Source organism: Atopobium deltae (assembly GCF_001552785.1).
In the GTDB taxonomy this organism is placed as follows: domain Bacteria; phylum Actinomycetota; class Coriobacteriia; order Coriobacteriales; family Atopobiaceae; genus Atopobium; species Atopobium deltae.
On sequence record NZ_KQ959483.1, the window covers coordinates 87,007 to 111,447 of the forward strand.

Here is a 24,441-nt window from a genome sequence, read left to right on the forward strand (position 1 = left end):
AAAATATTGTGCTGTTATGCACTGTGGATGCTCTTATGCACTCAAAGCCTTCTTAGCGACTTCAGCGAGGTCAGCAAAGGCAGCGGCGTCTTCGTAGGCAATCTGAGCCAGAACCTTGCGGTCAAGCTCAACGCCAGCGAGCTTCAAGCCGTGCATGAAGACCGAGTAGCTCAAATCATTGACGCGAGCCGCAGCGTTGATGCGCTGAATCCAAAGACGACGAATCTCGCGCTTCTTGTTGCGACGATCACGATACTGATACTGCAAAGAGTGCTGCATTTGCTCTTTCATACCGCGGAGGGTACGAGAACCCGCACCATAGTAACCTTTGGTACGCTCTTGCAGGGTATGACGCTTCTTTTTGGCATTAACTGCGCGCTTTACACGTGCCATATGTAATCAACTCCTTATGAGGAAATACTCTTCTTGACATTCAAGTGTGTGTTCAAATGGGTATTCAAGTGGGCATTCAAGCGACCGCCCAAGTAATGCTCAAATGAACGCTCAAACGATCCTTTACCGAGGCGTTGCTCGCCTACTGACCCATGCGTACCGAGACAGTCTTGACATCGGCGGGTGCAATCTCGGTTTCCTTGCGGAAGCCACGAATACGCTTCTGAGACTTCTTGGTAAGAATGTGGCTCTTGAATGCTTTGGCACGCATAATTTTGCCCGTACCAGTCTTGCGGAAACGCTTGGCGGTTCCCTTGTGAGTCTTCATCTTTGGCATACTAGTTCTCCTTCGTGTTTACAGCTTCGTCGCTTTGTGCGGGCTTGCCCTGCTCGGTCTTCTCGGCAGCAGGCTTTGTCTTCGCGGGCTTCTCGTCAAACGCACCCTTGATCGGAGCGACGAGCATATGCATGTTACGACCTTCCATCTTGGGCTGGGACTCAACCGTTGCAACGGGCTTCAAGTCGTCGGCAAGACGCTCAAGCACGTTAAGACCCTGCTCGGGATGGGCCATTTCGCGTCCGCGGAACATGATCGTGATTTTTACGCGAGCGCCCTTTTTAAGAAAACGAAGCACATGGTTCTTCTTGGTTTCGTAGTCGCCCACATCGATCTTGGGACGGAATTTCATCTCTTTGACCTCGACCTTAGCCTGATTCTTGCGGGCGGCCTTGGCCTTGCGGTCCTGTTCGTACTTAAACTTTCGATAATCCATCACCTTGCAAACAGGTGGCTCGGCATGGGGCGCGATCTCGACCAGATCAAATCCGCGGTCGTATGCCAGGCGCAACGCGTCAGAAACACCAAAAAGGCCGAGCTGAGACCCATCTTCGCCAATCAGGCGGCAAGTACGAGCATGAATTGCCTCGTTAATGCGAGGCTCTTGGGGCTTGGCTATCTTGTTCACCTACCTTTCTTTGCGCTTGACCGCGTCGTGTGGCCAAGGCGCATTCGTCGTTTGCGCGCTCGGTGTGCAAGTTGCATTCCTGAAGCGCATTTGTTACGTCGTTACAGTTGCACGATTTTGTGCGGCGCAGCGGTTTTACCCGTTACAGACACATAAAAATACCCAGACGACGCTTAAGCATCCATCTGGGGCAAAAAGCTCTTGAGGCGTTGCGTGTTAAGCCTTGTACATCTCCTGACGAGAAGACCGTCAGCTTGCGAGCCGCACATCATGCGCAATCACATCTTGTGCAATTACATCTTGTGCAGTCGCATCACGCACGTACGAGCTTCGAAAAACAGTTCGTTTTTCTTACCAGACAGCTACCACATGGCGCCATACAGGTGGGAATCCACGTACTTGATTCCGCTTCTTCAATACGCACTTTGTAGTATAGCAGTCATGTAAGCTGCAATGTCCTACGCTGTGCGAACGTGACTTATAATACTGATATTCTTCGCATAATGCAAGCGCTTCTAGCGTTTCTTAGCATTTACATATGAGGTGTTCTAGGGGGCGTTTTGTATGACTTGGAAAATTCTGTTCCTCTTGCCAGCGTTTTCTGTTATAGTTTGTAAAGCACGTCCACAGTAAGCCTGAGTGGTGGAATTGGCAGACGCGATGGACTCAAAATCCATTGTTCGCAAGAACGTGTGAGTTCGAGTCTCACCTCAGGCACCAGCACATTCAAGAGCCCTTGTTGCGCAAGGGCTCTTTTTATTTTGCGAGCTCGTAGAGTGCGTCGAGATGCCTGCAGAATAGCCAATTCGTGTGAGTAAGAAGCAAGTTGGGCTGAGCTCAAAAAGAGGTGGCGCACATACGCTAGTGCCTTTTCATGGCGCTCTCCTTACTTACCAGACGATCATGAGCGAACATTCTATTTCCAAAAATTGTCAAAATATAAAATTTTAAATATAGTGCGGGAATCAAAACCCTGTTATGAATTTTCAGAAATCTAAGTTTTTTGGGGCGCAGAGGGATTGTATAGATATTTCTGCAAAGGCCTGTAAAAGAGCTTGTAGCTATGTTTGACAAGACGGTTTGTAGATAACCCCCCGAAAACTTAAAATTTACTTGATTGCATCTTAAAAATTAAGATAGAACGGATTGGATGCAAGCTCGCGTTCCATGGTCGTTATATCATCATGTCCAGGGCACACAATAGTCACAGGTGGAAGCTCTTGCTTAAGGCGATTAAGCGAAGACATAAGGACATCAAAATTGCCGTCTTCAAAATCTGTACGACCAGCTGATCCAGCAAACAGGGTATCACCCGTAAAAACAATACCACCAGCCGTGCGTTGGCCCGCAAAACAGACGGCGCCAGAACTGTGACCTGGTGTTTCTATTACACGAAATTGAGCAGTTCCCACCGATAAGACATCACCATCGGCAATGGTTGCACTGGGTAGAGGTGCCAGCGTGTCCTCAGGAAAATAGCCAGGTGCCGTGGGTTTCTGAGCCAAATGAATATCATTTTTATGCATGAGAAATGGGATTTTACCAGCTCGCGCGGTCTTTTCGGCTGCGGTGGCGCCATCAGCAGGAGCGATTTTCTCGGCAAACGCTGGTACTGCAGTGGCATCATCGACAGGCGCAAGCTGATCGTCACCCAAAAAATCAACAAGGCCACTTACATGGTCGCCATGACCATGCGTAGCAACAACAGCCTTAATGCTCACGTCACAAAGCTGGTCGCGCACCTCGGCACCCGCGGCGCCAACGTCAATCACGAGGCACTCTCCTCGCGATATGTACGCATAGCAATTCGTAAAAATGCGTCCAACCACAAAAAGTCGGATCTCGTCTGGACCACACGAAAACGTTTTGACCGTAAGCATAATAGCTCCCTTGCTGTTGCATACTTTAAGGTGGCGGTAGTCGCAGTGGCGGTAGGCGCAGTGGGCGCCAGCCGTCGTGCGACCGCTCCGTAGCGCACATAAGCTCCCTACAGGTGACGCTTTAACTGATTTGCACCCTCACCAGGCAAAATGCGGCGCGCATCGTAGACGCTCGGCACGCGCTTTACCATTTCGAACAACGACGACAAAATGCTTGCATCCGAAATCGAAATCAAGAAGCGAAGACGTGCCGCACCCATGGGGCTCGTTTGCGTTGCCGCCGAAATAATATCGGCACCCGCGTCGCTCAATGCAATGGTAATGTCCTTGAGCAGCCCCATACGATCGGTTGCCGAAATAACGATCTCGACCTGGAATTCCGTTGCGCCCGAAGCATCCCATTGCACATCAATCAAGCGCTCGGGATTGCGCATCAGGTTTGTCACATTGGGACAATTCGCCCGATGAACCGAAACACCGCGACCACGCGTAATAAAACCGATGATCTTATCGCCAGCCACAGGATTACAGCACTTCGACAGGTGTGCCAGCAGTCCAGGGTCGCCTTTGACAACCACACCACAATGCGAGCGCTTTTTGCGATCCGCCCGTGTGCGCGGCTTAGGAGCCTTGAGGGGCAGATTTTCTTCGATGGCCTGCTGTTTGCGCGCTGCGTCCTGGGCGGCCTTCTCGGAAGCTGCTTGCGCTTCGGGACTACCCTGCTGCAAAATGTCCAAAATACGGTGAATGACCTGCTTAAACGCAAGCTTGCCCGTCGCGACAGCGGCAAAAAAGTCGTCAGTAGACGCCAGATTGTACTGCGAAACCACCTGGCTGATCGCCTTGGTCGTACGGCTGTTGGAAATACCAAAGCCCTGCTTGCGCAACTCGCGCGCCACTTCAGAGCGACCCTGCTCGGAATCGTCCGACTTGGACGCCACTGCAAAATACTTGCGGATTTTTGCGCGCGCCGACGGGGTGCGCACCAGCGAAATCCAGTCGCGCGAAGGCTTGGCGTTGTTGTTCGTCAGAATTTCGACGCGATCACCCATCTCGAGCGCATAGGTGAGCGGCACAACGCTGCCGTTTACCTTGGCACCGACGCAGTGGTTGCCAACCTCGGAGTGCACCGCGTAAGCAAAATCAAGTGGCGTCGCACCCGCGCGCAGGTTCATGACCTCGCCTTTTGGGGTAAAAATAAAAATTTCGTCCTCGTACAAGTCGACGCGCAGGTTATCCAGGTACTCGTGGGCATCGTCAATGTCGGCCTCCGCAGCCCAAGTTAGACTGCGGCGGATCCAGGAGATTTGCGAGTCGATGCTCTTATCGGCAGCAGACATTTCGCCCGAGGAATTGCCCGACTTTTTGTACAGCCAGTGCGCCGCAATACCGTATTCAGCCTGTTCATGCATCTCGTAGGTGCGGATCTGAATCTCGATGGGTCGCGCGTCCGGACCCACAACGGTGGTATGCAAGGAGCTGTAGCCGTTAGGCTTAGGCGTGGCGATATAGTCCTTAAAACGACCAGGTAGCGGATGCCACAGCGAGTGCAAAGTGCCCAGAATGGAGTAGCAATCACCCACGGTCGGCGCAATGACGCGCAGGGCGATAAGATCGTAAATGTCCGAGAAGCGCTTGTCCTTACGCTTCATTTTTTGATAAATCGACCAAAGATGCTTGGGGCGACCTTTGATTTGCAGGCCCTGCAGCCCTGCTTTTTCGAGCTCACGCGAAATCACTTCGATGATCTGCTTTGTCTCGCTCGCGCGCTCTTCTCGCGAGTCCTGTACCAGACGCGCGATGCGCGCATACTCGTCGGTGTCTAGGTAAAAGAAAGCCAGGTCCTCAAGCTCCCATTTGAAGGACGAGATACCCAGGCGGTCGGCCAAAGGCGCGTACACGTCCATCGTTTCGTGCGCTTTAAAGCTGCGGCGCTCGGGTGGCAACGATGCCAGCGTACGCATATTGTGCAGGCGGTCGGCCAACTTAATAATAACGACGCGAATATCCTTCGACATAGCCAAAAACATTTTGCGCAGGTTAAGCGCTTGTTTTTCGTCCATCGAGCCGACTTCAATGGAGGTCAGCTTGGTCACGCCATCCACAAGCGTCGCAACCGTCTCACCAAAGGTTTTGGTGATAATATCGAGCGTGGCGGTGGTATCTTCCACGGTGTCGTGCAGCAAAGCCGCACAGATGACATCACGATCCATATGGAGGTTATCGGCCAGAATAAAGGCTACCTCGACGGGATGGTTAATGTAGGGTTCACCGCTGCGACGGCGCTGATTTCCATGAAAGCGCGCGGCAAGCTCGTATGCGCATCTCACGTCCTGTACATCGTCATCGTTCATGTACTGCGTACAAGTGGTAACGAGGCGCTCGTAGTTATCTGCCTGCGGAATGTCCTTCGCCGCGGGAACAAACAAGCCCTTCTCGTTTACCAGAGCATTGTCGTGTGTTTGCGCAGATGCGTTATCCATATATTCCGATATCATGTGTGCCGCCTCCCTTCTTAGGTAAATCCTATACCAATTTTCCTCTATACGTGATACCCAAAATCGGGAATAATCGGTCGATTAATCCTATCGAGAAGATCAGCGGTACTGGCGCGCAGTACCCAATCCCGAAATTCCTCAAAGCTACCGTGCGCATGCAAACCTTCAAGATAGCGGCTCGACTGCTGTAAGTCTACCAACGACGGATGCATGTCCATAAAAATCTGGCGGGCCGAACCATAGCCGGCGATCTTTAAAAGCTGCAGTTCGCTAAAGATGGCGACACCTGCGGAAACGCTGCGCTCGTCAATGTCGATGCGGGGGTTGCGCTGGCGCGCGGCCTCCGCGAGTTCGGCGTTGCTTAGGCGGATGGGTGCTGCGCTGTTGGCGGGCGCGACCACATCGCTGCTAGCGACCACATCGCCGCTGGCCGCGGGCGCTGACGTCGAGTCGCTGACCGCTTGCGCAAGTGCCACGCTACTGGCCGACGAACTTCTCGCTAGGGCCTTCAGGGTTTTGTACAGCTCAACGAGCAAATCACGCTGCGGCATACCCGCCGCAAGCAGGCGCTCGTTAATGCGCGCATCGCGATCGCCAAACACGAGGTGAATCGACGCGGGTTTGCCATCGCGACCGGCGCGGCCCGACATCTGATTAAATTCGGTAGCACCAAAGGGCATGTGATACAGCACGATGTGACGGACGTCGGGAAGGTTGACGCCCTCTCCAAAGGCACTCGTTGCAACGATGCAGCTAATCTCTGCATTGCGGAAAGCTTCTTCCACGCGCAAGCGCTCGGAGCGCGTCAGACCCGCATTGTAGAACAAAATTTTGTGGCCCAGATCGGGCAGCGCGTGGCGCAACATGCGCGCCAAAAGTACCGACTGCTCACGGGAATTCACATACACAATGGTCTTCTCGCCAGGCGAAACGATGTGCACCAAGGCGGCGTCGCGATCCTTTGCATCGCGACCATCGCGCAGTTGCAGGTTTGTGCGCACCGAATCGTCGATAAGAACGTCGGAAGCGTCTATCGAAAGCAGATGGCAAATCTCCTGCGCGTCATCGGTGTGGGCCGTTGCGCTAAGCGCTAGACAGGTGGGGTTCCCAAGTTGCTGCAACACACGTGGGAGCTGCGTATAGGCGCTACGGTGACCGCCCTTTGCATGCGCAGCATGATGCGCCTCGTCGATCACGACAAAACCAATGTTGTTAAGCTGCGCAAAGCGACGGGCGTGGATGGCCAAAAATTCAGGCGTGGTAAGCACGATGTCGATAAGTCCATTGATGGCGGCCGCAAAAATATCGTCGCGCTCCTCTTTGCGCGTCTCGCCCGTTAAAATGCGCACATGTAAACCGAAGGTCTCGGTCAAAACGCGCAAGTGATACAGCTGATCAGCCACCAGTGCGCGCAGAGGATACACAAACACGCTTATCGTATGGTGGGCAAGAGCTTCCCGGACGGCATGTATATGAAATATGAGCGACTTGCCGCGCCCCGTCGCCATGACGCACAAGGTTGAACGATGCTGCGCAAGCTTGCTGAGCGCCTGCTGTTGTGCAGGTAGCAACTTTGATGAACCTATCATCGCTTGGCGAATCGCGTCCGTGAGCGGCTCGTAGTCCAGATGCTCGCAGCGGCTTCGTTGTGCTTCTTGCTGATCTTCGCAGGGCTGTATGCCGCAGGTTGTGGGTTGCAATAGTATCGGTGTTGGTACCTCAGACTGTCTTGCACCTGCACTGTTATTGTCGGGCTGCGACAGATCTATCTGCGACTGTGGCCGCGGCGCAGGACAATAGCGACGGATGGTAAGACTCACGCTAAAATCTTGACCAGGATGCTGGTCTGCGCCCTGCTCGTCAGCTGCAGCAGCGTGCTGCTCACCAGGCTCCGTAATCTGCAAAACACTTGCATCGTAATGCGCACCTGCTGCAAGCAGTGGTGCAAACGCAAGCCCCACATGGCGCTTCAGGCTACCGAGAAGTTCGCCCTCTTCGTCATACACCTCAACCGTACTGTGCTCGTCGCAACGAAGCTGCAGAACCTGCCCTTCGGCAAGCTCACGCAAGGCAACGCGCGCAGCAGGCGTTGTGGCGCAGCTCAGATGCGTCACAAAACTTGTTGCTTCTGCAATGCCAGCATATGTTTTGCGGGCCAAAATATTTTGTGTTTCAGAGAAGAGTTCGTCGACGATACTGACGGGCTTCTCGGCATCGCTCTTCTCGGCGATGGGCTTCTCGACGGCGGTATTCTCGCCCGTATCGGCGGCCTTTGATGGCGCCACATGGTACACAATGTCGCGCACCATAAGCTTGGGCTTGGTGTGCCCCTGCCAAGTCTCGTTGACCGCATCAAACACCAGGTCAACAGCCTCATCGCAATCGAGCGCTTTTTGCACACGCGGCGTCCTAAACATAATCGCGGGCAGCGCGCTCAAGCCGTCGGTTGCATAAAAACGCAGGTGCTCGCCTTGGGCTCCCACGCGACAGCGACCGCGCATACACACCGCGCGAAGCGCAAAAAGCGGACGTGTATTGCCGCGACCAAAAGGCTGCAGCGTTTCGAGCGACGCAATCGACGGCATGGTAAGCTCCTCGAGCGAAACAAAAGCGCAGACCTCTCCCGTCGAAACAAAATCCTGAGCATCGAGCTTGCTAAGCTCCTGCTCCAGGCGCACACGCAACGCATCGATGTTTACCGCTTCGAGCGTAACGCCCACCGCACCTGCATGACCACCAAAACGCAACAGCAAATCGGAGCAGGCATTCACCGCCGCAAACAGATCGACCGAACCCACACTTCTGCCGCTACCACGCGCAACGCCATCCGAAATGCTAAACAGCAGCGTCGGCACGTGATAGCACGCAACAATGCGGCTGGCTACGATGCCTTTGACGCCCTCATGCCAACCCTCACCTGCAATAACAATCACGCGGCTCGAAGCTGTGTACATCGCCTCGGCCATGGCCATCGCTTCTTCCGTAAAGCTTTGCTCGATCTCGCGGCGGCGAGTGTTGATGTCCTCGAGCTCGTGGGCAAGCGCGAAAGCTGTGGCCAGATCATTCGTCAAAAGCAGGTCGAGCGCCACGTCGGTGTTGCCCATGCGTCCCGCTGCATTAAGGCGCGGAATTAACGAGAAGGGCAACGAATCTGCTGTTATGTCCTGCATCTTTACGCTGCAGACCTCACATAAGGCCACGATGCCAGGCCAGCCTGTCGTGCGTAAGCGGCGAATACCCTCAGCAACAAGACTGCGGTTCTCGCCCTGCAAAAGCATCATGTCCGAAATGGTTCCCAAGCAGGCTACCTCGACATATTCACGCCACAGATTCGGCATGCCAAAAAAAGCTCCCAGCACATCGACGAGTTTAAGCGCAACTCCTACACCCGCGAGCTCACGCGAAGGGTTGTCAGGCTGCATTTTTGGATCAATAACAGGCACACCCACGGGAATCAAATCAGCGGGCTCGTGATGGTCAGTAATAACCACGTCAATCCCATGCTCGAGCAGCCATGCAACCTCTGGAGCTGCGGCAATACCATTATCAACCGTAATGATAAGATCGGGCTTTTGATCCTCAATAACGCGCTGAAGCGCCGCCTGCGAAAGACCGTAGCCCTCATCAAAGCGATGCGGAATGTAGGCGCGCACATGCTGAGCACCCAAACGTCGCAACGCAAGCGTCAACAGACAGGTGGCTGACATGCCATCCACATCAAAATCGCCAAAAATTGCAATGTTCTTATCGGCACGAATAGCGTCCGCAACAACCTGCGCACCACGGCGCATGTTAGGAATAATAAACGGATCGAGCCAATCTCGCGCAAGATCGGGATGTAAAAAATGCTCAGCACGCTTACACGCATCGCTGTCGTTGGCATCAAAACCATTGGCAGCCATCACGTGCGCCACTAATGGATCAAGCGAAAAGCTCGATTGCAAGCGCTTCTCGGCATCCTTGTGCTCGGCTAATACTTCCCACTGCTTACTCCCGCAAAGCTTCACCATAACGTCACCATACACGCCTTCTCGTCTTGTTTTTCATGTTTTATTATAGGCGTCTTGTTGAGAAGGTCGTCTGGCAGGCGCAATTTGTACTTCAAGAATTAACAGTGATCTTACACAGATCCAACAGGGTTGCTACAACAAGAAATATCACAGAGATCACGTATCCGGTCTCTACCCATGTAGGCCAGTGTTTTTAATTTTCAAGGGTGTCTATCGAGTGCATCTCAATATCAGATGTTTCTATACTTCCGGCATCATCTTGATTTTATGGTTAGTTTGCCACATGGTACATCTTTCTGTTTTGCGTAATTAAACCATTTCATGCCGTATTCACGACACATAAAGCAATGTAAGTCATCCCACATGTCTGGCTTGCGTTTAGCAGGGAGCAGAACCCTTGTAAAAATAGCTTCGTTATATTGATCATCTTCATCTAAAAAATCACGATACATACCTTCAACGCAGGAGAACTTACCTTCTTCAAGCAAATCTAGGCACCCGCGGATATGGTTAGCGATGTTATAGCTATGACCTTCTTTTCCAGGTACGTGAACTTTTGATTCACCACTACGCTCAATTCCCCAGTCACCAAAAATTGAGTCCTTTGTATCATGCAGCTTGAGTTTAGACCAATTCATACCTGATATGTGCCAATCACCAGTTGCACCTAAAGAACAGTCTAAATTAAGGGCAAACATACCCCAGATATGTACTTCATACTAAAACACCAGCCGAATACAATGCCGTCCGCTGCAGCTAGCATCATTATAAATCATCTGGAGATGCGCACGTAAAGACAGTTAAAAAGGGGTTGCGAGGGCTTAAAAATCTTGCGCCGCGGGGCTTGCCATCCAATCCGCCATAAACTGTGCATAGCGACCGTCGAGAATTGCTTGACGGGCTCGCCTCATAAGCTCAAGCAGATAATACAGATTGTGGGTCGACAGCAAAATACCACCCAAAATTTCTTTTTGACGCACGAGATGATTCAGGTACGCACGCGTATACCCACTCGTGCAAACAGGACAATCGCAGGCATGATCCAACGGCGTCCCATCAGCGCTGAAACGCGCATTCTTTAGATTCATGCGTCCTTCACTCGAAAAGGCCGTCCCCATGCGAGCAGTGCGCGTTGGAAGCACACAATCAAACATGTCAACGCCACAGCCAACAGCGCGTACAAGCGTGGTTGGATTACCAACGCCCATAAGATACCGAGGCTTGTGAGAAGGCATATGCTCGCTTACCAAAGGCTCCAGGGTCTCGAACATCGTTTCGTGATCTTCTCCGACGGAATATCCCCCGATGCCGTAACCAGGAAAGTTTCCCACCTCTTCCAAATGGTGCAGCGAACGCAAGCGTAGATCAAGATGCATGCCTCCCTGCACAATACCAAACAGGGCTTGATCAGGGCGAGTATGCGCTTTCCAGCAACGCTCAGCCCACATGCTCGAAAGCTCAACAGCACGCTCAACAAAAGCGCGTGTAGCAGGATAGCCTGGACATTGATCAAGCTGCATGCATATATCGGAGCCCAAGCGCTGGGCAATGGCCATATTGTCTTCGGGAGTCCAACTCACCCAGCGACCATCATAGTCAACGGCCCTAAAACGAACGCCCTCGTCCGAGAGCTTAAAAAACTCACCGTGGCTAAATACCTGAAACCCGCCCGAGTCAGTAAGAATGGGTTTGTGCCACTGCATGAATTCATGCAGACCACCAAGCTCGCAGATGCGCTCCGACGAAGGACGCATTTCCAGATGATAGGTGTTGGCTAACACAACCTGTGCGCCGATTTGCTCCAACGTTTGCGGGAGAATGCCTTTGACCGTACCTTTAGTGCCAACTGGCATAAACAAAGGTGTCTGCACATCGCCGTGGGCCGTATGAAACACGCCCGCACGCGCATGCGTATTGGGATCTTGTGCCACAACATCATAGCTAAACAGTTCGGACATACACAACTCTTCTCGTTGGGCTTCTCGGTAGACAAAAACGCTTGGCACCTAAGCACAAAGCCGATGCCAAGCTTTTACATACGTAGTTTTACATACGTAACGAGCGCGTACTCGCAGACGCAAATTACTCGCCAAAACCGCTGTCGATAAGGGCAATCAAAGCGTCGCAAGCATCCTGCTCATCAGGACCGTCACAGCTGATTTCTACGGTTGCGCCCGTACCAAGGCCAGCAGCGAGGATCATCATGATAGACTTTGCATTCGCGGGAGCGGTGCCCTTGTCAATATCAGCAATGGTAATGTTAGACTGGTACTTTTTTGCCTCCATAACAAAGGCGGATGCGGGACGTGCGTGAAGACCGGTTGCGTTCTTGATAGTGGTCTGCTTAGAAACCATCGGAATCTCCTTTTATCCATATTCATTCGTAGTGGCCGCTTCATCGCTTACGCTTTATGCGGCGGGCTTTATGCGCGTTGTACGAACAAATCCTAACTTCGATTCAACATCGTAACAGAAAATGACGGAAAATTTGCATATTTTTATGCTTCTTATTGGAAGCCGTAACAAAAATGACGAGAAGACCGACGAGCTTAAAGCTTTTCGAGGGCCGAAAGCCAGCTTTCGGGAGTGGCAACCTCATCAAATGCTTCCACTAATGTTTTTGGATACGCCTCGTGCAGTTTTACTTGTTCCGCAAGCCATGGTCGTAGTTTTATAAGCTCCAGGTAAAATGCAAGTAAAACTTATTCAAAACCTGCGGCGATGCGCCGAAGCGCAAAAAGCTGATGAGAAGACAAGCGCTTCTGGCCCTCGGACAAAAGCAACGCCTGCCAAACCTAAACGTCAACCGTAAGTAGCAACCATGAAGAGTGCACTCATCAGCCGCAAACGCTGGCTCGACGCTTTTCTCGTCAGCCGTAAACAAAAGTGTCAGGATTTCGTTATACAATAGGGGCAAGCACTTTGTTTTTAACCCCTATATGGCATCAAGGACTATCGTTATGGACGACAAACTCCCCGACAAAGCAGATCAAAAGACGAATCACGCGGTGGATCAGGCGAACCAAAAAACGCATCGCAAAACGGATCTCGACGCGACTAAAGATACGCATACTCAGACGCCTGCTGCTACCGAAGACACGTTCTCTCAGGTAGCGGCCAGCGCGGCCGATACCATTATCAAGGGCACACAACAAACGGCGACCACCGTTATGGAAGGCTTCGAAGCCGTCAAGCAGGTGCGTCATGCCTCAAAGCAAACGCAATTTGCTCGCGAGCGCTATAAGCAAATCAAAGCTGAATTAAACGAACAGCAACAGTATTTGCAGCACCGAGAGTACATCGAGGAATCCTACGACGAGATCGTTCGCGATCAAACAACGGCGCTCAACGAAGCGCAGAACGTCATTGAGCGCCTCACGCAGCGCCTCGAAGACGAGCAAGAAGCGACCCACGATATCGAAACAGAATTTCAGGAGCTCCAAAATACCAATACGGAAGACCTACGCCCCTACAAAAAGCTCATGGAGACTTCCCGCGAGCAGCTCGAAGCTGCCGAGAAAAACCTCAGTGAGATCAAGCGTGTAAAAAAGCTCGCGCAAGAGCAGTATGACGACGCCGTTACCCGCCGCGACGAACAAGCACAGAGTGCGCAGCGCAGCGCACAGCGTACGAGCCGCCGTTTGGATGAGTACAACGATAAGCTGGCAAAACTCATCTCCTCTCCCAAAAAGGACGAGAAGACCATCGCGCAGTTGCAAAAATCAATTAGCAAAGAAGAGCAAACATTCAGGCAAATGCAGCAAGAAATTGACGCCATCATCCAGCAAAATCGCCGTGCGGTAGAAAACGCACAGACGCATCTGTACACGCAAAACAATTCGCTCGAACTTGCCCAACAACGCTGTGATGAGGCAAAACAAGCGTTTGACGAGCACAAAAAATCGCACGACGATCTCGCTGGTCAAAAGAGAAAGGGTGAATCCAAAGTACAAAAGCGCCTCAATGAGGCCGCTCAACAAGTGCAACAAACGCAGAAAGAGCTCGACGATTGGCGTGCTCAGAAAAAAGATGCACAAGCCCTTCTTGACGAGGCCGAAGACATTCACAACACGCCCGAGAAGACCGAGGAACTGCGTGAAGAAATTGCCGACATTCAGGCTGCCTTTACAGTTCAAGAACGCCAGCTCAAAATACTTGAACAGCGCGAACTAAAGCTGCGCGAAAAGACGCGTCAGCAGCGTGGTGTGTTTATCGGTGTCAGTGTTGCAGCAGCCGTCATCATCGTGCTTATTCTGTTGTTCCTTTTCCGCATTATTTAGCTGCTGCGCTACTCAATAAACATAGCGTCGCCGAAGCTCAGCATGCGATAGCGCTTCTCGACAGCCTGCTCGTAGGCAGTCATGATTTGATCGCGGGTTGCCAACGCCGAGACAAGCATCATCAAAGTCGAGCGTGGCACATGAAAATTGGTGATAAGCGCATCGACCACATGATAGGTGGAACCAGGCATCAAAAAGAGCTTCGTTGTAGCGTTTTCGCGCGCCACCACGTCGCCTTTGCCCGTTTGTGTCGCCGCATCAGCGCACTGCTCAAAATGGCGTGCACTCACAGGATGCGCTGCTACAGGCGCTTGCGGATCCCAAGCAGATTCAAGCGAGCGCACGGCTGTCGTACCCACCGCAATGACGCGGTGTCCCGCTTGCTTGGTCACATGAACAGCATCAATGACCTGCTGTGATACATGATAGCGCTCCGTATGCATCGCATGTTTGGTGGGATCATCTTCGGTAACCAAGCGAAAGGTATCGATGCCAACTTCCAGTTCGACCGTTTGCCATGCAATGCCTTTTTGCTTGATCTTCTCGATAAGTTCGCTCGTAAAATGCAAACCCGCCGTCGGCGCCGCCGCTGAATGCTCTTCGTGCATAGCGTATACGGTTTGATACTTTTCGGGATCGCCCTGATAATCCGTGATATAAGGTGGCAGAGGCACGTGACCTGCACTGTGAATCGCCTGATCGAGCGTCAAACCTTGTGCGGGTGTGAACTTGACGAGGCGACCACCGCGGTTCTCGTCCAGAAAATCGAGGATCTCGCCCGTGAGCACCACCGCTGCCTGCTCAGGAGCATGCAGGCCTCCCGCACGATACTCAATAACTGCCGATGGCTTCAGGCGTTTGCCAGGATTGACCAGGCATTCCCATATAGAGCCCATCGCGTCAAGGTCTTCTCGGCGGCGCAAAAGCAGCGTCTCGGCCACGCCACCCGTTTGCTTTTTGCGGCCAACCAAGCGCGCAGGCATGACGCGCGTTTTATTTGCGACAAGCAGGTCACCTGGCTCGAGAAAATCGATGATGTCACGGAAAATTTTATGCTTGACCGACCCGTCATGGCGGTGCAGTATCAGAAGACGGCAGGAGTCGCGTGGCTCAACGGGGGCCTGGGCGATAAGTTCGTCGGGCAGATCATAATCAAAATCATCAGTGCGCATGAAAGGTATCTCTCTTAGATAAGGTATATCGTTTTATGCAACGCAGGTCGCCTCGTAGCTACTGGCATGGTTACACGGCTTGGGCAGAACTCGCTGGCTCGGCAAGCGCTGCAGACGAGGGTCCTTCAGCAGGAATAACGTGCGCTGCAACCAACTGCGCTGTCCGTGCGGCGGGTGCGGCTTGCGCGGCAGGAGCAATGCTTGCGGCGGGCGTAAGCTGTGCAGCCTTGGCAGCTTTACGCTCATCACGCAGCACCTGGCGATCGTAGGCAGCCTCGGCAGCCGAAAAACGGCAGCCACAATAATTTTGTCTATACATATGGGCTTCTCGAGACAGCTGCGTTGCCTCGGGATAATAGGGCCTAAAATCACGCCATACCATGGTCAGACCATAGGCGCGGGTGAGCTTTTGCAAAACGTCGTGGCATTCATCAAACAGCTGATACGGCGATACAACCAAGGTTGTCGAAACGTGGTCAAAACCATAGTAGCGAGCTTGCAAGCACAACTCCTGTAGGCGCTGTGCATAGCAGGAACGACAACGTGCAACGCGATCAAAACCATGGGGCGCAACACGACGCTCCCACTTGTCGCGATCATCCTCGGCAATAATAACGGTCAAACCCAAATGCTGAGCGTAATTCTTCATCGTGTTTAAGCGAAGCATGTGCTCAGAGACGGGCTGAATATTGGGGTTGGTCCAACAAATGGTTGGCTCAAATCCCTCTTCCCGCAAATGTTTAATCGGCTCGATTGAGCATGGTGCACAGCAAGCGTGAAGTAATAGTGATGTACGTTGCATGATAGCCCCTTTGATCGCCTCTTGTGTGCGTAGCTTAAAGCTCCGCCTTTATGCGCACGTCATCCAACTTTCGTCAGATGGATTGTCCCTAAATGCCAAAAGACGGCGTTTATCTTCCGCCTTAATGTAGTTCTTTGCAACCGCGACATCCACAAGCGCATCCAAGTCACACAAACTGGTATTCGTGATCTTCTCGGCAGCAAGACGATCAAGGCCTTTTTGCATACCATAGGTAAAAATCGAGACGATGCCCACAACCTCGGCGCCAGCTTCGCGCAAAGGATGCACACAATCAAGCACCGAACCTGCCGTGGAGATAAGATCCTCCACCACGACGATCTTATCGCCAGGCTCTATGCGACCTTCAATTTGATTTTTGCGGCCGTGATCCTTGGCAGAACCGCGCACGTAACCCATGGGCAAACCAAGGCGCTCGGCGACCAGGGCAGCGTGAGCAATACCAGCAGTTGCGGTACCCATTATGCGCTTCGTGGCGGGATAGCGCTGCGCAATAGTATCGGCGATGGCCTGCTCAATGAGCTGGCGCGTCTCGGGATAGCTCAAAATCAAACGATTGTCGCAATAAATGGGGCTTTTAATGCCGCTTGCCCAGGTAAAAGGCTCATTTGGACGCAAAAAAACAGCCTTTATGGACAGAAGTGCCTCAGCGATTTGTGCAGAACTTGCCATGACCATGCCTTTCGAAGTTGTGCTTTCTCAAACGAGATCTGCGCAGGTTTACGCCAACGGGCTTCGTGCCAACGGGCTTCTCGCTAACGCGGACCGCGCGCACGAGATCTCATCTTTTAAGTTTAGCTTACTCTTTCTAAGAATACTGCACGAATACTGCACGCCAAGCGACCTTGACAGTGCCTCGTGCGAGCATATAGCGTACACTATGAATGTTACAAAGCGACAATGACAGGATTGGTATACCATGTCAAAAAAATCAGCGAAATCTTTTGCGAACCATGCCTCTTCTTCGGAGGCCCCTATCACCGAGACAACCCCGAAGTTCGTTCGTCTAAAAAAGCGTTTTCACCATGCACTTATTATCTTTGGCGTCTGCGTTATTGCCTTAGCCTGCATGAATGTTGCACGACGCGTTCTTGATATCGGCTTTACAAGCTGCAAATCAATCATGGTGGAGAAAAAAATTGACAAGAATACCGGCAGCATGAAGGCAGTAGTCTATTACAACAAAAAGTTTTATATGCTCGTCGATGCTGACCTTGCCCTTAAGGGAAAGGTCAAGGACACCGTCATAACCTATCTCAAAGATGGTCAGATGTATTACAACCGCGAAAAAGTGCTCGACGGAACCCCGCTTAACACCGTTCGCGGCGTGGGCATTGCTGTGGTAGGTTGCTCGGTGTTGTGGCTGGTCTTCGCATATAAGACATTCCACAAGCTTGAGGTGCAGCTTCCAGGTTATGTAGAAAGAACCAGAACAAAGCGCGTACTCAACATGGGCAAAAAGACGAGTAGGTAGTAGCCATGGCTTTTCGCATTGCTCTATTTGATATGGATGGCACGCTGCTCGACACCCTGCGTGATCTTGCACAAGCCATCAACACAAGCCTTACCAACTGCGGCTACACCGACGCCAATTGCACGCCTCAAGAAGCGGCTCAGTATTTTGGCAGCGGTGCGCGTGCTGCCTTTATGCGCGTTTTGGCCAAGCGGCAAGGCGTGGACACCGCACAGCTTCTGCAGATCAAACAAAGCAGCCAGCCCGACGATCTTCTCATCGATATGGACGCTGTCGAGAAACTCAATCGCGAGTTTGAGCGCTACTATACCCGCCATAGCAATGATTACAGCCGTCCCTATCCGGGTATTATCGATATGTTGCAAACGCTGACTGAGCGGCAGGTGCAATGCGCAATCGTCTCGAACAAAATTGACTCTGAGGTTAAGCGTCTTGCAGCGCATTACTTTGGGGATTACGTACAAGCCGCTTTTGGTTTGACGTCAAGCGTTGCCCCAAAGCCAGCACCAGACCTTGTGCACGCGGCGCTTGAAGCGCTAAGCAGCGACGGGGTGCTGAGTAGCAGCGACGGAACGACAAGCAACCCTGCAAACCAAGCCATATCACTCGATGACGTCGTATATATCGGCGACACCGAGATTGATCTTCTCTGCGCACGCAATGCTGGCATCGCGTGCATTTCGGTTGATTGGGGCTTCCGAAGCAAGGACTCTCTGCTGCAGCAGGGAGCATCTTGCATTGTTTCGAATATGCAACAACTTACGGACGCCATTCTTTCGTAATCGTGCAGAAAGCGTATAGTACGCATATAAGTAATATATGAAGGGATACATGAAGGGATACCTGTTATGTCAGTCGATATGAGCAAACGTCCAAGCTTTCCGAAGCGTGCCGTGATTACCGCTGGCATGCCCTACGGAAACAAAAATTTGCACTTCGGCCATATTGGCGGCGTCTTTGTTCCCGCCGATTTTTTTGCGCGCTTTTTGCGTGATCGCATTGGTGCGAGCAACGTGGTCTTTGTCTCGGGTACCGACTGCTACGGCTCCCCCATTATGGAGGGCTATCGCAAGCTCAAGGAGCAGCAAAACTACGAGGGCAGTATCCTCGATTATGTCCAAGAAAATCACGATGCACAAAAACATGCCTTGAATGCTTATCACATCTCGCTTGATCTGTATTCAGGATCTGGCCTTGAACCCGCGAAGTCGTTCCATAACAAGATGAGCCAGCGTGTTATTACGCGCTTGTACGAGCGTGGCTACCTTCACAAGCTCAGCACCATGCAATTTTATGATCCGCAGGCGGAGCAATTTTTAAATGGCCGCCAGGTTATGGGGCGCTGCCCCATCCGCGGCTGCAAGAGCGAAAAAGCCTATGCCGACGAATGCGATTTGGGACACCAATTCGATCCCGAAGAACTTATCGCCCCCGTCTCGCAGCTCACGGGCGCGACACCCGAGCTGAGACCTGTTGCAAACTGGTATTTTGATCTGCCTAAGTTTCACGCAGATCTCGAGAAGGTCATGCGCGATTGGGACGCAGATCCACAGGTCAGAAGCGTCGTAACCAAAACGGCACGTGAGTCGCTGGCGCAACCGTGCATCTATATTCAAACGCGTTACCGCGACGAGTTCGAAGCCATTCGCGAGCAATTGCCGTCGCACAGCTTGACGGAAGCTACACAAAATCAGTCGTCCTTCTCGGTATCGTTTGCCGACTGGGAAGCGCGCGATACCGCACGCAGCGTGTTGGAAGAGAAGAGCATTCGTTTTCGCACGGGCAAAACGCTGCTTCCTTTCCGCATTACGGGCAACATCGATTGGGGTATCCCCGCACCCGAGCTAGAGGGCTTACGCGACCTCACCGTCTGGTGCTGGCCCGAAAGCCTGTGGGCGCCGATCAGCTTTACGCAAACCGCGCTTGCCTGCGATACAAACGGCCACTTTAGCTCGCACGACTGGAGCGACTGGTGGCGCGCGGACGATGCCGCCGTGTATCAGTTTATTGGCCAAGACAATATTTACTTTTACTGCGTCGTGCAGCCAGCCCTGTGGAACGCGCTTGCCTGGGATTGGTTCCAGGACACGCCTGTTGCTAACTACCACATCTTGTTTATGAACAAAAAGGCTTCCAGTTCGGGCGCCATCAAGCCGCCTATGGCCGAGGAGCTTCTGGAAAATTACACCGCTGAGCAGCTTCGTTGTCACTGGCTCAGCTTGGCGCTCGATCAAAAGGCCGTCAGCTTTGCACCAAAAACCTACGACATCAGCGTCAGCCACGTTGACAAAAAAACGGGTGAGGAAATCCTCGTCAAGGACGACCCACGCGTTGTGGATCCTGCCCTTAAAGAGAGCGCGTTTCTCACCAACATCTTTAACCGCCTTGCGCGCAGCTGCTTCTATGGTGCGCAAAATGCCTGCGGTGGCATGTTGCCCGACGCGACGCCTTCGCAGGAGGTGCTCGATGAGTGCACGAGTGCGCTCCTCGACTTTGAGCAAGCGGCGTCAGTGTTTGATGCACACACAGCCCTTTCGATTGCCGAGAAGTTCACACGTGATGCAAATAAGCGCTGGGACAGTGCGTCTAAGGCGGGACGAGAAGATCAAGCCCTGTATGTACAGGCGCTCGCCGATGCCTTTGCGCAGCTTCGTTGCGCAACCCTACTGATGCATCCTGCAGCTCCCGATGGTTGCGAGCTGATCTGCCAGTATTTGAACTTTGATCCTGAGCAGTTCTTCTCATGGGACAACGCCTTTAAGACGCCACAGGAATTGGCACAGCTTGCAGGTCAAAATCCTGCAGAGCATGTGCTGCGAACCTTGCGTGCGCGCTTTGACTTTTTCTCGAAGCACAAAACGCAAAAGTAGCATCTGCCGCACGCGGCAGTAGCGTCAATCGCGGCAGCAACTGCGCTCGATCGCAGCGTCGCACCACACAAATCCATATACGACACAACACACGACACGCAAGGGAGTATGCATGCACACGGATACTCATACACAAGCACAAACCATACTTCCCGTGTGCCGCATCGTATCGCTCGTGCTCAAAAGCTTAAAACAATACCGACTGTACGCAGCAGTAACGCCCTTTTTAGTGCTGATCGAAATCGTCGTCGAAGTGTGCATTCCCTTCGTGACTGCGGGCATTATTAACGCGATCGCCCAGGGAAGCCAGCTTGGCGACCTTATGCAATCAGCGGCGTTGCTCATCACACTTTCGATCATGTCGCTGATAGCGGGAACGCTTGCTGGCTACACGGGCTCCATCGCGGCAGCGGGCCTTGCCAAAAATCTGCGCTACGACCTGTTTGCCGCGATACAGGAATTTTCGTTTTCCAATATTGATCGCTTCTCGACCAGCTCACTTGTTACGCGTCTGACCAGCGACGTCGTGAACGTGCAGATGGCATTTATGATGATCATTCGCATGGCCGTGCGCAGCCCCCTTATGGCAGTATTTGCCATCATCATGGCCTTTTTGGCGGGCGGGCGGCTCGGGCTACTCTACATCGTGCTCGCTTTCGTGTTGATCTTCGTGCTCGTTGGGTTTATCCACCACGTCATGCCCGTGTTTCATCGCATGTTTAAGCAGTACGACAAGCTCAACGCCCTTATCGAAGAAAACGTCTCGGGCATTCGCGTTGTTAAGGCCTACGTGCGTGAGCGCTTTGAAGAGCATCGTTTTGTTGAGAAGACCAAGCAGCTGTTCGACGAACTTCTCCACATCGAACGCTGCTTTGCCTGGACGTCACCTCTGTTTGGATTTTCGATCAACATCATCTACCTCTTTATTGTGTACTACGGCTCCCAGCTCGTCGTTCAGTCGCAGGGCCAGGCGCTGGGCATCGGCAGCATGAGTGCGCTTATTACCTACGGCTTTTCGATGCTCATGGCGCTGATGATGTTCTCGATGGTCATCGTCATGATTAGCATGTCCAAAGAAAGCGCCCAACGCATTTGCGAGGTGTTGCTCGAGAAGAGCGACCTAGTCGCGCCCGGCGATCCCGTCTTTGAACTGGCGGATGCATCGATTGATTTTTGCAACGTGAGTTTTGAATACGAAAAACACGCTCAGCGCATGGCGCTGCAAGATATTAACCTGCATATTGCCTCGGGCGAGACGATTGGTATCGTGGGTGGCACGGGCTCGTCAAAGTCGACGCTCGTGCAGCTCATTAATCGGCTGTATGACGTCAGCAAAGGTGAGTTGTATGTCGGTGGCGTTAATGTGCGTAACTACGATCTTGCGAGCCTGCGCGATCAGGTGGCGGTCGTGCTGCAGCGCAACGTACTATTTTCGGGCACGATTGCACAAAACCTGCGTTGGGGTAATCCACAAGCAACTGACGAAGAGCTGGTGGAGGTATGCAAACTTGCACAAGCGGACGATTTTATCCAGAAGCTTGAGCAAAGCTACGACAGCTACGTTGAGCAAGGGGGCGCAAACTTTTCGGGCGGGCAGCGCCAGCGTTTGTGCATTGCCCGCGCCCTGCTCAAGAAGCCAAAAATTCTTATTTTTGATGACTCTACGAGCGCTGTTGATACCAAGACCGATAAACTCATTCGCCGCGGTCTGGCGAGTGCGTTTCCTCACACAACCAAGCTCATTATTGCTTCACGCACAAGCTGCATTGAAGATGCTACACGCATTATTGTGATGCGCGACGGGCGCATTGACGCCATCGGCACCCATGAGCAGCTCTTGCGCGGCAACGACATCTATCGCGAAATGTACACCTCGCAAAACAAGCTCTCGCACGACCAAAAGATGCATGCGTTGGAAGCGCCGGAGCACGAGCATGAGGAAGACCGCGCAGCAGAGAAGCCCACACAACAAGCAGCAAACACGAGCGCGCAGGAGGACTAGAACTATGAAAGAACAAGCAACTCCGCGCACGGACGAGAAGGGCGCTGGCAAAACGCACGAAAAACATCGCATGAATGCGCAAACCTTCGCAGGATTGTTCCGCCTGATTAAGCTCTTATTCTCGTTTTATCCCGTGCAGCTCAGCTTTATAGGCATCTGCATCGTGATCTTCTCGATAGCAACCGCACTACCTGCTGTTTGTATGCAACAGGCTATCCAGGTGGTGTCCGAGCACTTTGTTGAGGGCAACTGGGCCGCAGCAGCCCCACGCATCACGCAGATTACCATCGTGCTTGCGTGCATTTATGTCACCGCCATTATTGCGTCGATTATTCGCTCGCAGCTCATCGCCCAGGTAACGCAGGGCTCACTGATGAAACTGCGCACGCTCATGTTTAAGCGCATGCAAAAGCTGCCGCTGCAGTTTTTTGATACCACCAAACACGGTGACATCATGTCGCACTACACCAACGACGTTGACTCGCTGCGCCAATTTATTAGTCAGGCGCTGCCCAGCCTGGTCACGACCTGTATTTCGATGCTCAGTATTTTGTGCATTATGCTGTGGTATTCGCCGCTGCTTACCGCTGTTGTATTGACCGTCGTGTTCATCATGATACGACTGGTGCAGGTCTTCGGCGGCAAGGCAGCGCATTTCTTTGTGGCGCGCCAAGAGGCGTTGGCATCGCTGGAAGGTTTCGCGCAAGAAACCCTGCAGGGTCAAAAAGTCATTCAGGTGTTTACGCACGAAAAAGCCATCAAGGAGGCATTTAGTGCCTATAACGAGCGCATGTTCGAGGCGGCTAAATCTGCCAATATTTTTGGCATTACGCTGATGCCCATTCTCTTCAACCTAAGCAATATCGCCTACGCCTTGGTTGCGCTTATCGGCGGGGTTGGCATTATAATGACGGTGCCTGCGTTTTCTTTTGCGGCAACGACCTTACGCATTGACATTGTCGTGTCATTCTTGTCGCTAACCAAGGGCTTTGCCTCGTCCATCGGAGAGGTATCGAGCCAAATTAACCCCATCGTGATGGGTCTTGCGGGTGCGCGACGTATTTTTGCGTTGCTCGATCAGCACGTCGAAGACGATAAGGGCGACGTCAGCCTTGTGATGCAACAGCAAGCGCAAGATGAAGCACAGGGTTATACCCACTGCCACACCACATCATGCAGCTTCTGGAAGTGCCCCACAGCGCACCACGATGGCACAGAAGATAGCAGCAACAACGCGAGCAACGGCAGCTCAAACGTCACGGCCGAAGAACAGCTTGTGCCCGTGCGCGGTGATATCCGTTTTGACAAAGTCTTCTTTGGCTATACGCCCGACAAAAACGTGCTGCACGACATCTCGTTGCACGCAACACCAGGGCAAAAGCTTGCCTTTGTAGGTGCGACGGGTGCAGGAAAAACGACCATTACTAACCTCATCAATCGCTTCTACGAGATTAACCAGGGCAGCATTTACTACGACGGCATCGACATCCGTCGCATCAAAAAGCACGATTTGCGCAGGTGCTTAGGTATGGTGTTGCAGCAGACCAACCTGTTCACGGGCACAGTTATGGAAAACATTCGCTACGGCAAGCTCGATGCCTCCGATGCCGAATGCATTGGTGCGGCAAAGCTCGCAGGTGCGGACTCCTTTATTCAGCGCTTACCCGAGGGCTACAACACGTGGCTCAGCGATAATGCCACGCAGCTCTCGGAGGGTCAGCGCCAGTTGCTTTCCATCACCCGCGCAGCCATTGCCGACCCTGCCGTCATGATTTTGGATGAAGCGACCAGCTCGATTGACACACGTACCGAGTTCATTGTCCAAAAAGGCATGGATGCGCTTATGCAGGGCCGCACCACCTTTGTGATCGCACACCGTCTCTCAACGGTTCGCAATGCCGATACCATCATCGTCTTGGAGCACGGACGTATTATTGAGTCGGGCAGCCACGATGAACTTATCGCCCAGCATGGCAAATATTACCAGCTCTACACGGGTGCCTTTGAGCTGGAGTAGCGCGCGGCGGCGCCAGAGTGGCATCGTTGCGATATATGTTTTTGCTAGGTATCTTTCATT

At 52.5% G+C, this 24,441-nt stretch carries 17 protein-coding genes, 1 tRNA gene and 1 pseudogene; 7 read left to right on the forward strand and 12 right to left on the reverse strand.

Going from position 1 to position 24,441, the window contains the following annotated elements; all coding sequences use genetic code 11:
- Positions 1 to 33: 33 nt before the first annotated feature.
- From rplT to infC, 3 genes are all read right to left on the reverse strand, one after another.
- Positions 34 to 393 (reverse strand): 50S ribosomal protein L20, encoded by a 360-nt coding sequence (gene rplT, locus HMPREF3192_RS00365; protein WP_066304353.1) that lies wholly within the window; start codon positions 391 to 393, stop codon positions 34 to 36.
- Between the two features lie 142 nt (positions 394 to 535).
- A complete protein-coding gene (rpmI, locus tag HMPREF3192_RS00370; RefSeq protein WP_066304354.1) occupies positions 536 to 730 on the reverse strand; it encodes a 50S ribosomal protein L35 in 195 nt (64 codons plus the stop codon).
- A gap of 1 nt (position 731) precedes the next feature.
- The gene (gene infC, locus HMPREF3192_RS00375) at positions 732 to 1,358 is read right to left on the reverse strand and encodes a translation initiation factor IF-3 (protein ID WP_066304357.1); all 627 of its coding nucleotides are present in this window, start codon (positions 1,356 to 1,358) and stop codon (positions 732 to 734) included.
- 633 nt (positions 1,359 to 1,991) lie between these two features.
- Here infC and HMPREF3192_RS00380 point away from each other — a divergent pair.
- A tRNA-Leu gene (locus tag HMPREF3192_RS00380) sits at positions 1,992 to 2,078 on the forward strand.
- A 404-nt stretch (positions 2,079 to 2,482) separates the two neighbouring features.
- Here HMPREF3192_RS00380 and HMPREF3192_RS00385 read toward each other — a convergent pair.
- The 6 genes from HMPREF3192_RS00385 to HMPREF3192_RS00410 form a co-directional block, all read right to left on the reverse strand.
- The gene (locus tag HMPREF3192_RS00385; RefSeq protein WP_066304359.1) at positions 2,483 to 3,238 is read right to left on the reverse strand and encodes an MBL fold metallo-hydrolase; all 756 of its coding nucleotides are present in this window, start codon (positions 3,236 to 3,238) and stop codon (positions 2,483 to 2,485) included.
- Between the two features lie 107 nt (positions 3,239 to 3,345).
- Entirely contained in the window at positions 3,346 to 5,721 is a 2,376-nt protein-coding gene (locus HMPREF3192_RS00390) for a RelA/SpoT family protein (RefSeq protein WP_066304363.1), read from the reverse strand.
- 59 nt (positions 5,722 to 5,780) lie between these two features.
- The gene (gene recJ, locus HMPREF3192_RS00395; RefSeq protein WP_066304424.1) at positions 5,781 to 9,746 is read right to left on the reverse strand and encodes a single-stranded-DNA-specific exonuclease RecJ; all 3,966 of its coding nucleotides are present in this window, start codon (positions 9,744 to 9,746) and stop codon (positions 5,781 to 5,783) included.
- 254 nt (positions 9,747 to 10,000) lie between these two features.
- Positions 10,001 to 10,444 (reverse strand): hypothetical protein, encoded by a 444-nt coding sequence (locus HMPREF3192_RS00400; protein ID WP_066304365.1) that lies wholly within the window; start codon positions 10,442 to 10,444, stop codon positions 10,001 to 10,003.
- A gap of 123 nt (positions 10,445 to 10,567) precedes the next feature.
- Positions 10,568 to 11,704, reverse strand: a complete 1,137-nt coding sequence (gene tgt / locus HMPREF3192_RS00405; RefSeq protein WP_066304366.1) for a tRNA guanosine(34) transglycosylase Tgt — start codon at positions 11,702 to 11,704, stop codon at positions 10,568 to 10,570.
- A 124-nt stretch (positions 11,705 to 11,828) separates the two neighbouring features.
- Complete coding sequence (locus HMPREF3192_RS00410; protein ID WP_066304367.1) at positions 11,829 to 12,101, reverse strand: HPr family phosphocarrier protein; 273 nt, start codon at positions 12,099 to 12,101, stop codon at positions 11,829 to 11,831.
- Positions 12,102 to 12,706: 605 nt separating this feature from the next.
- Between HMPREF3192_RS00410 and HMPREF3192_RS00415 the strand changes: the two genes are divergently transcribed.
- Positions 12,707 to 14,026: a coiled-coil domain-containing protein gene (locus HMPREF3192_RS00415; RefSeq protein WP_066304368.1), complete on the forward strand. Its 1,320-nt coding sequence runs from the start codon at positions 12,707 to 12,709 to the stop codon at positions 14,024 to 14,026.
- A gap of 8 nt (positions 14,027 to 14,034) precedes the next feature.
- Here HMPREF3192_RS00415 and queA read toward each other — a convergent pair whose 3' ends face one another.
- The 3 genes and pseudogenes from queA to pyrE form a co-directional block, all read right to left on the reverse strand.
- Complete coding sequence (gene queA / locus HMPREF3192_RS00420) at positions 14,035 to 15,198, reverse strand: tRNA preQ1(34) S-adenosylmethionine ribosyltransferase-isomerase QueA (protein ID WP_066304370.1); 1,164 nt, start codon at positions 15,196 to 15,198, stop codon at positions 14,035 to 14,037.
- A gap of 223 nt (positions 15,199 to 15,421) precedes the next feature.
- Positions 15,422 to 16,000 (reverse strand): annotated as a pseudogene (locus tag HMPREF3192_RS00425) (epoxyqueuosine reductase QueH); the annotation flags it as partial.
- A gap of 48 nt (positions 16,001 to 16,048) precedes the next feature.
- On the reverse strand, positions 16,049 to 16,690 hold the full coding sequence (gene pyrE, locus HMPREF3192_RS00430) for an orotate phosphoribosyltransferase (protein ID WP_082715493.1): 642 nt from the start codon (positions 16,688 to 16,690) through the stop codon (positions 16,049 to 16,051).
- A 247-nt stretch (positions 16,691 to 16,937) separates the two neighbouring features.
- Between pyrE and HMPREF3192_RS00435 the strand changes: the two genes are divergently transcribed.
- The 5 genes from HMPREF3192_RS00435 to HMPREF3192_RS00455 all read left to right on the forward strand — a co-directional run bounded on the left by HMPREF3192_RS00435 (position 16,938) and on the right by HMPREF3192_RS00455 (position 24,381).
- Positions 16,938 to 17,492: a hypothetical protein gene (locus HMPREF3192_RS00435; protein ID WP_066304373.1), complete on the forward strand. Its 555-nt coding sequence runs from the start codon at positions 16,938 to 16,940 to the stop codon at positions 17,490 to 17,492.
- A 5-nt stretch (positions 17,493 to 17,497) separates the two neighbouring features.
- Positions 17,498 to 18,274, forward strand: coding sequence for an HAD family hydrolase (locus HMPREF3192_RS00440; RefSeq protein ID WP_066304375.1), 777 nt, complete (start codon positions 17,498 to 17,500; stop codon positions 18,272 to 18,274).
- A gap of 66 nt (positions 18,275 to 18,340) precedes the next feature.
- Positions 18,341 to 20,362 (forward strand): class I tRNA ligase family protein, encoded by a 2,022-nt coding sequence (locus HMPREF3192_RS00445; RefSeq protein WP_066304377.1) that lies wholly within the window; start codon positions 18,341 to 18,343, stop codon positions 20,360 to 20,362.
- A 112-nt stretch (positions 20,363 to 20,474) separates the two neighbouring features.
- Positions 20,475 to 22,364, forward strand: a complete 1,890-nt coding sequence (locus HMPREF3192_RS00450) for an ABC transporter ATP-binding protein (protein ID WP_197414513.1) — start codon at positions 20,475 to 20,477, stop codon at positions 22,362 to 22,364.
- Between the two features lie 4 nt (positions 22,365 to 22,368).
- Positions 22,369 to 24,381 carry an ABC transporter ATP-binding protein gene (locus tag HMPREF3192_RS00455; protein WP_082715494.1) on the forward strand — a complete coding sequence of 671 codons (2,013 nt, stop codon included), beginning with the start codon at positions 22,369 to 22,371 and terminating at the stop codon, positions 24,379 to 24,381.
- Positions 24,382 to 24,441 lie beyond the last annotated feature (60 nt).

Excerpts from the sequence above, each read along its gene's own strand:
- rplT (WP_066304353.1), bottom strand. The coding sequence starts at position 393 with ATGGCACGTGTAAAGCGCGCAGTTAATGCCAAAAAGAAGCGTCATACC.
- rpmI (WP_066304354.1), bottom strand. The coding sequence starts at position 730 with ATGCCAAAGATGAAGACTCACAAGGGAACCGCCAAGCGTTTCCGCAAG.
- HMPREF3192_RS00385 (WP_066304359.1), bottom strand. The coding sequence starts at position 3,238 with ATGCTTACGGTCAAAACGTTTTCGTGTGGTCCAGACGAGATCCGACTT.
- HMPREF3192_RS00390 (WP_066304363.1), bottom strand. The coding sequence starts at position 5,721 with ATGGATAACGCATCTGCGCAAACACACGACAATGCTCTGGTAAACGAG.
- recJ (WP_066304424.1), bottom strand. The coding sequence starts at position 9,746 with ATGGTGAAGCTTTGCGGGAGTAAGCAGTGGGAAGTATTAGCCGAGCAC.
- HMPREF3192_RS00400 (WP_066304365.1), bottom strand. The coding sequence starts at position 10,444 with ATGTTTGCCCTTAATTTAGACTGTTCTTTAGGTGCAACTGGTGATTGG.
- tgt (WP_066304366.1), bottom strand. The coding sequence starts at position 11,704 with ATGTCCGAACTGTTTAGCTATGATGTTGTGGCACAAGATCCCAATACG.
- HMPREF3192_RS00410 (WP_066304367.1), bottom strand. The coding sequence starts at position 12,101 with ATGGTTTCTAAGCAGACCACTATCAAGAACGCAACCGGTCTTCACGCA.
- HMPREF3192_RS00415 (WP_066304368.1), top strand. The coding sequence starts at position 12,707 with ATGGACGACAAACTCCCCGACAAAGCAGATCAAAAGACGAATCACGCG.
- queA (WP_066304370.1), bottom strand. The coding sequence starts at position 15,198 with ATGCGCACTGATGATTTTGATTATGATCTGCCCGACGAACTTATCGCC.
- pyrE (WP_082715493.1), bottom strand. The coding sequence starts at position 16,690 with ATGGCAAGTTCTGCACAAATCGCTGAGGCACTTCTGTCCATAAAGGCT.
- HMPREF3192_RS00435 (WP_066304373.1), top strand. The coding sequence starts at position 16,938 with ATGTCAAAAAAATCAGCGAAATCTTTTGCGAACCATGCCTCTTCTTCG.
- HMPREF3192_RS00440 (WP_066304375.1), top strand. The coding sequence starts at position 17,498 with ATGGCTTTTCGCATTGCTCTATTTGATATGGATGGCACGCTGCTCGAC.
- HMPREF3192_RS00445 (WP_066304377.1), top strand. The coding sequence starts at position 18,341 with ATGTCAGTCGATATGAGCAAACGTCCAAGCTTTCCGAAGCGTGCCGTG.
- HMPREF3192_RS00450 (WP_197414513.1), top strand. The coding sequence starts at position 20,475 with ATGCACACGGATACTCATACACAAGCACAAACCATACTTCCCGTGTGC.
- HMPREF3192_RS00455 (WP_082715494.1), top strand. The coding sequence starts at position 22,369 with ATGAAAGAACAAGCAACTCCGCGCACGGACGAGAAGGGCGCTGGCAAA.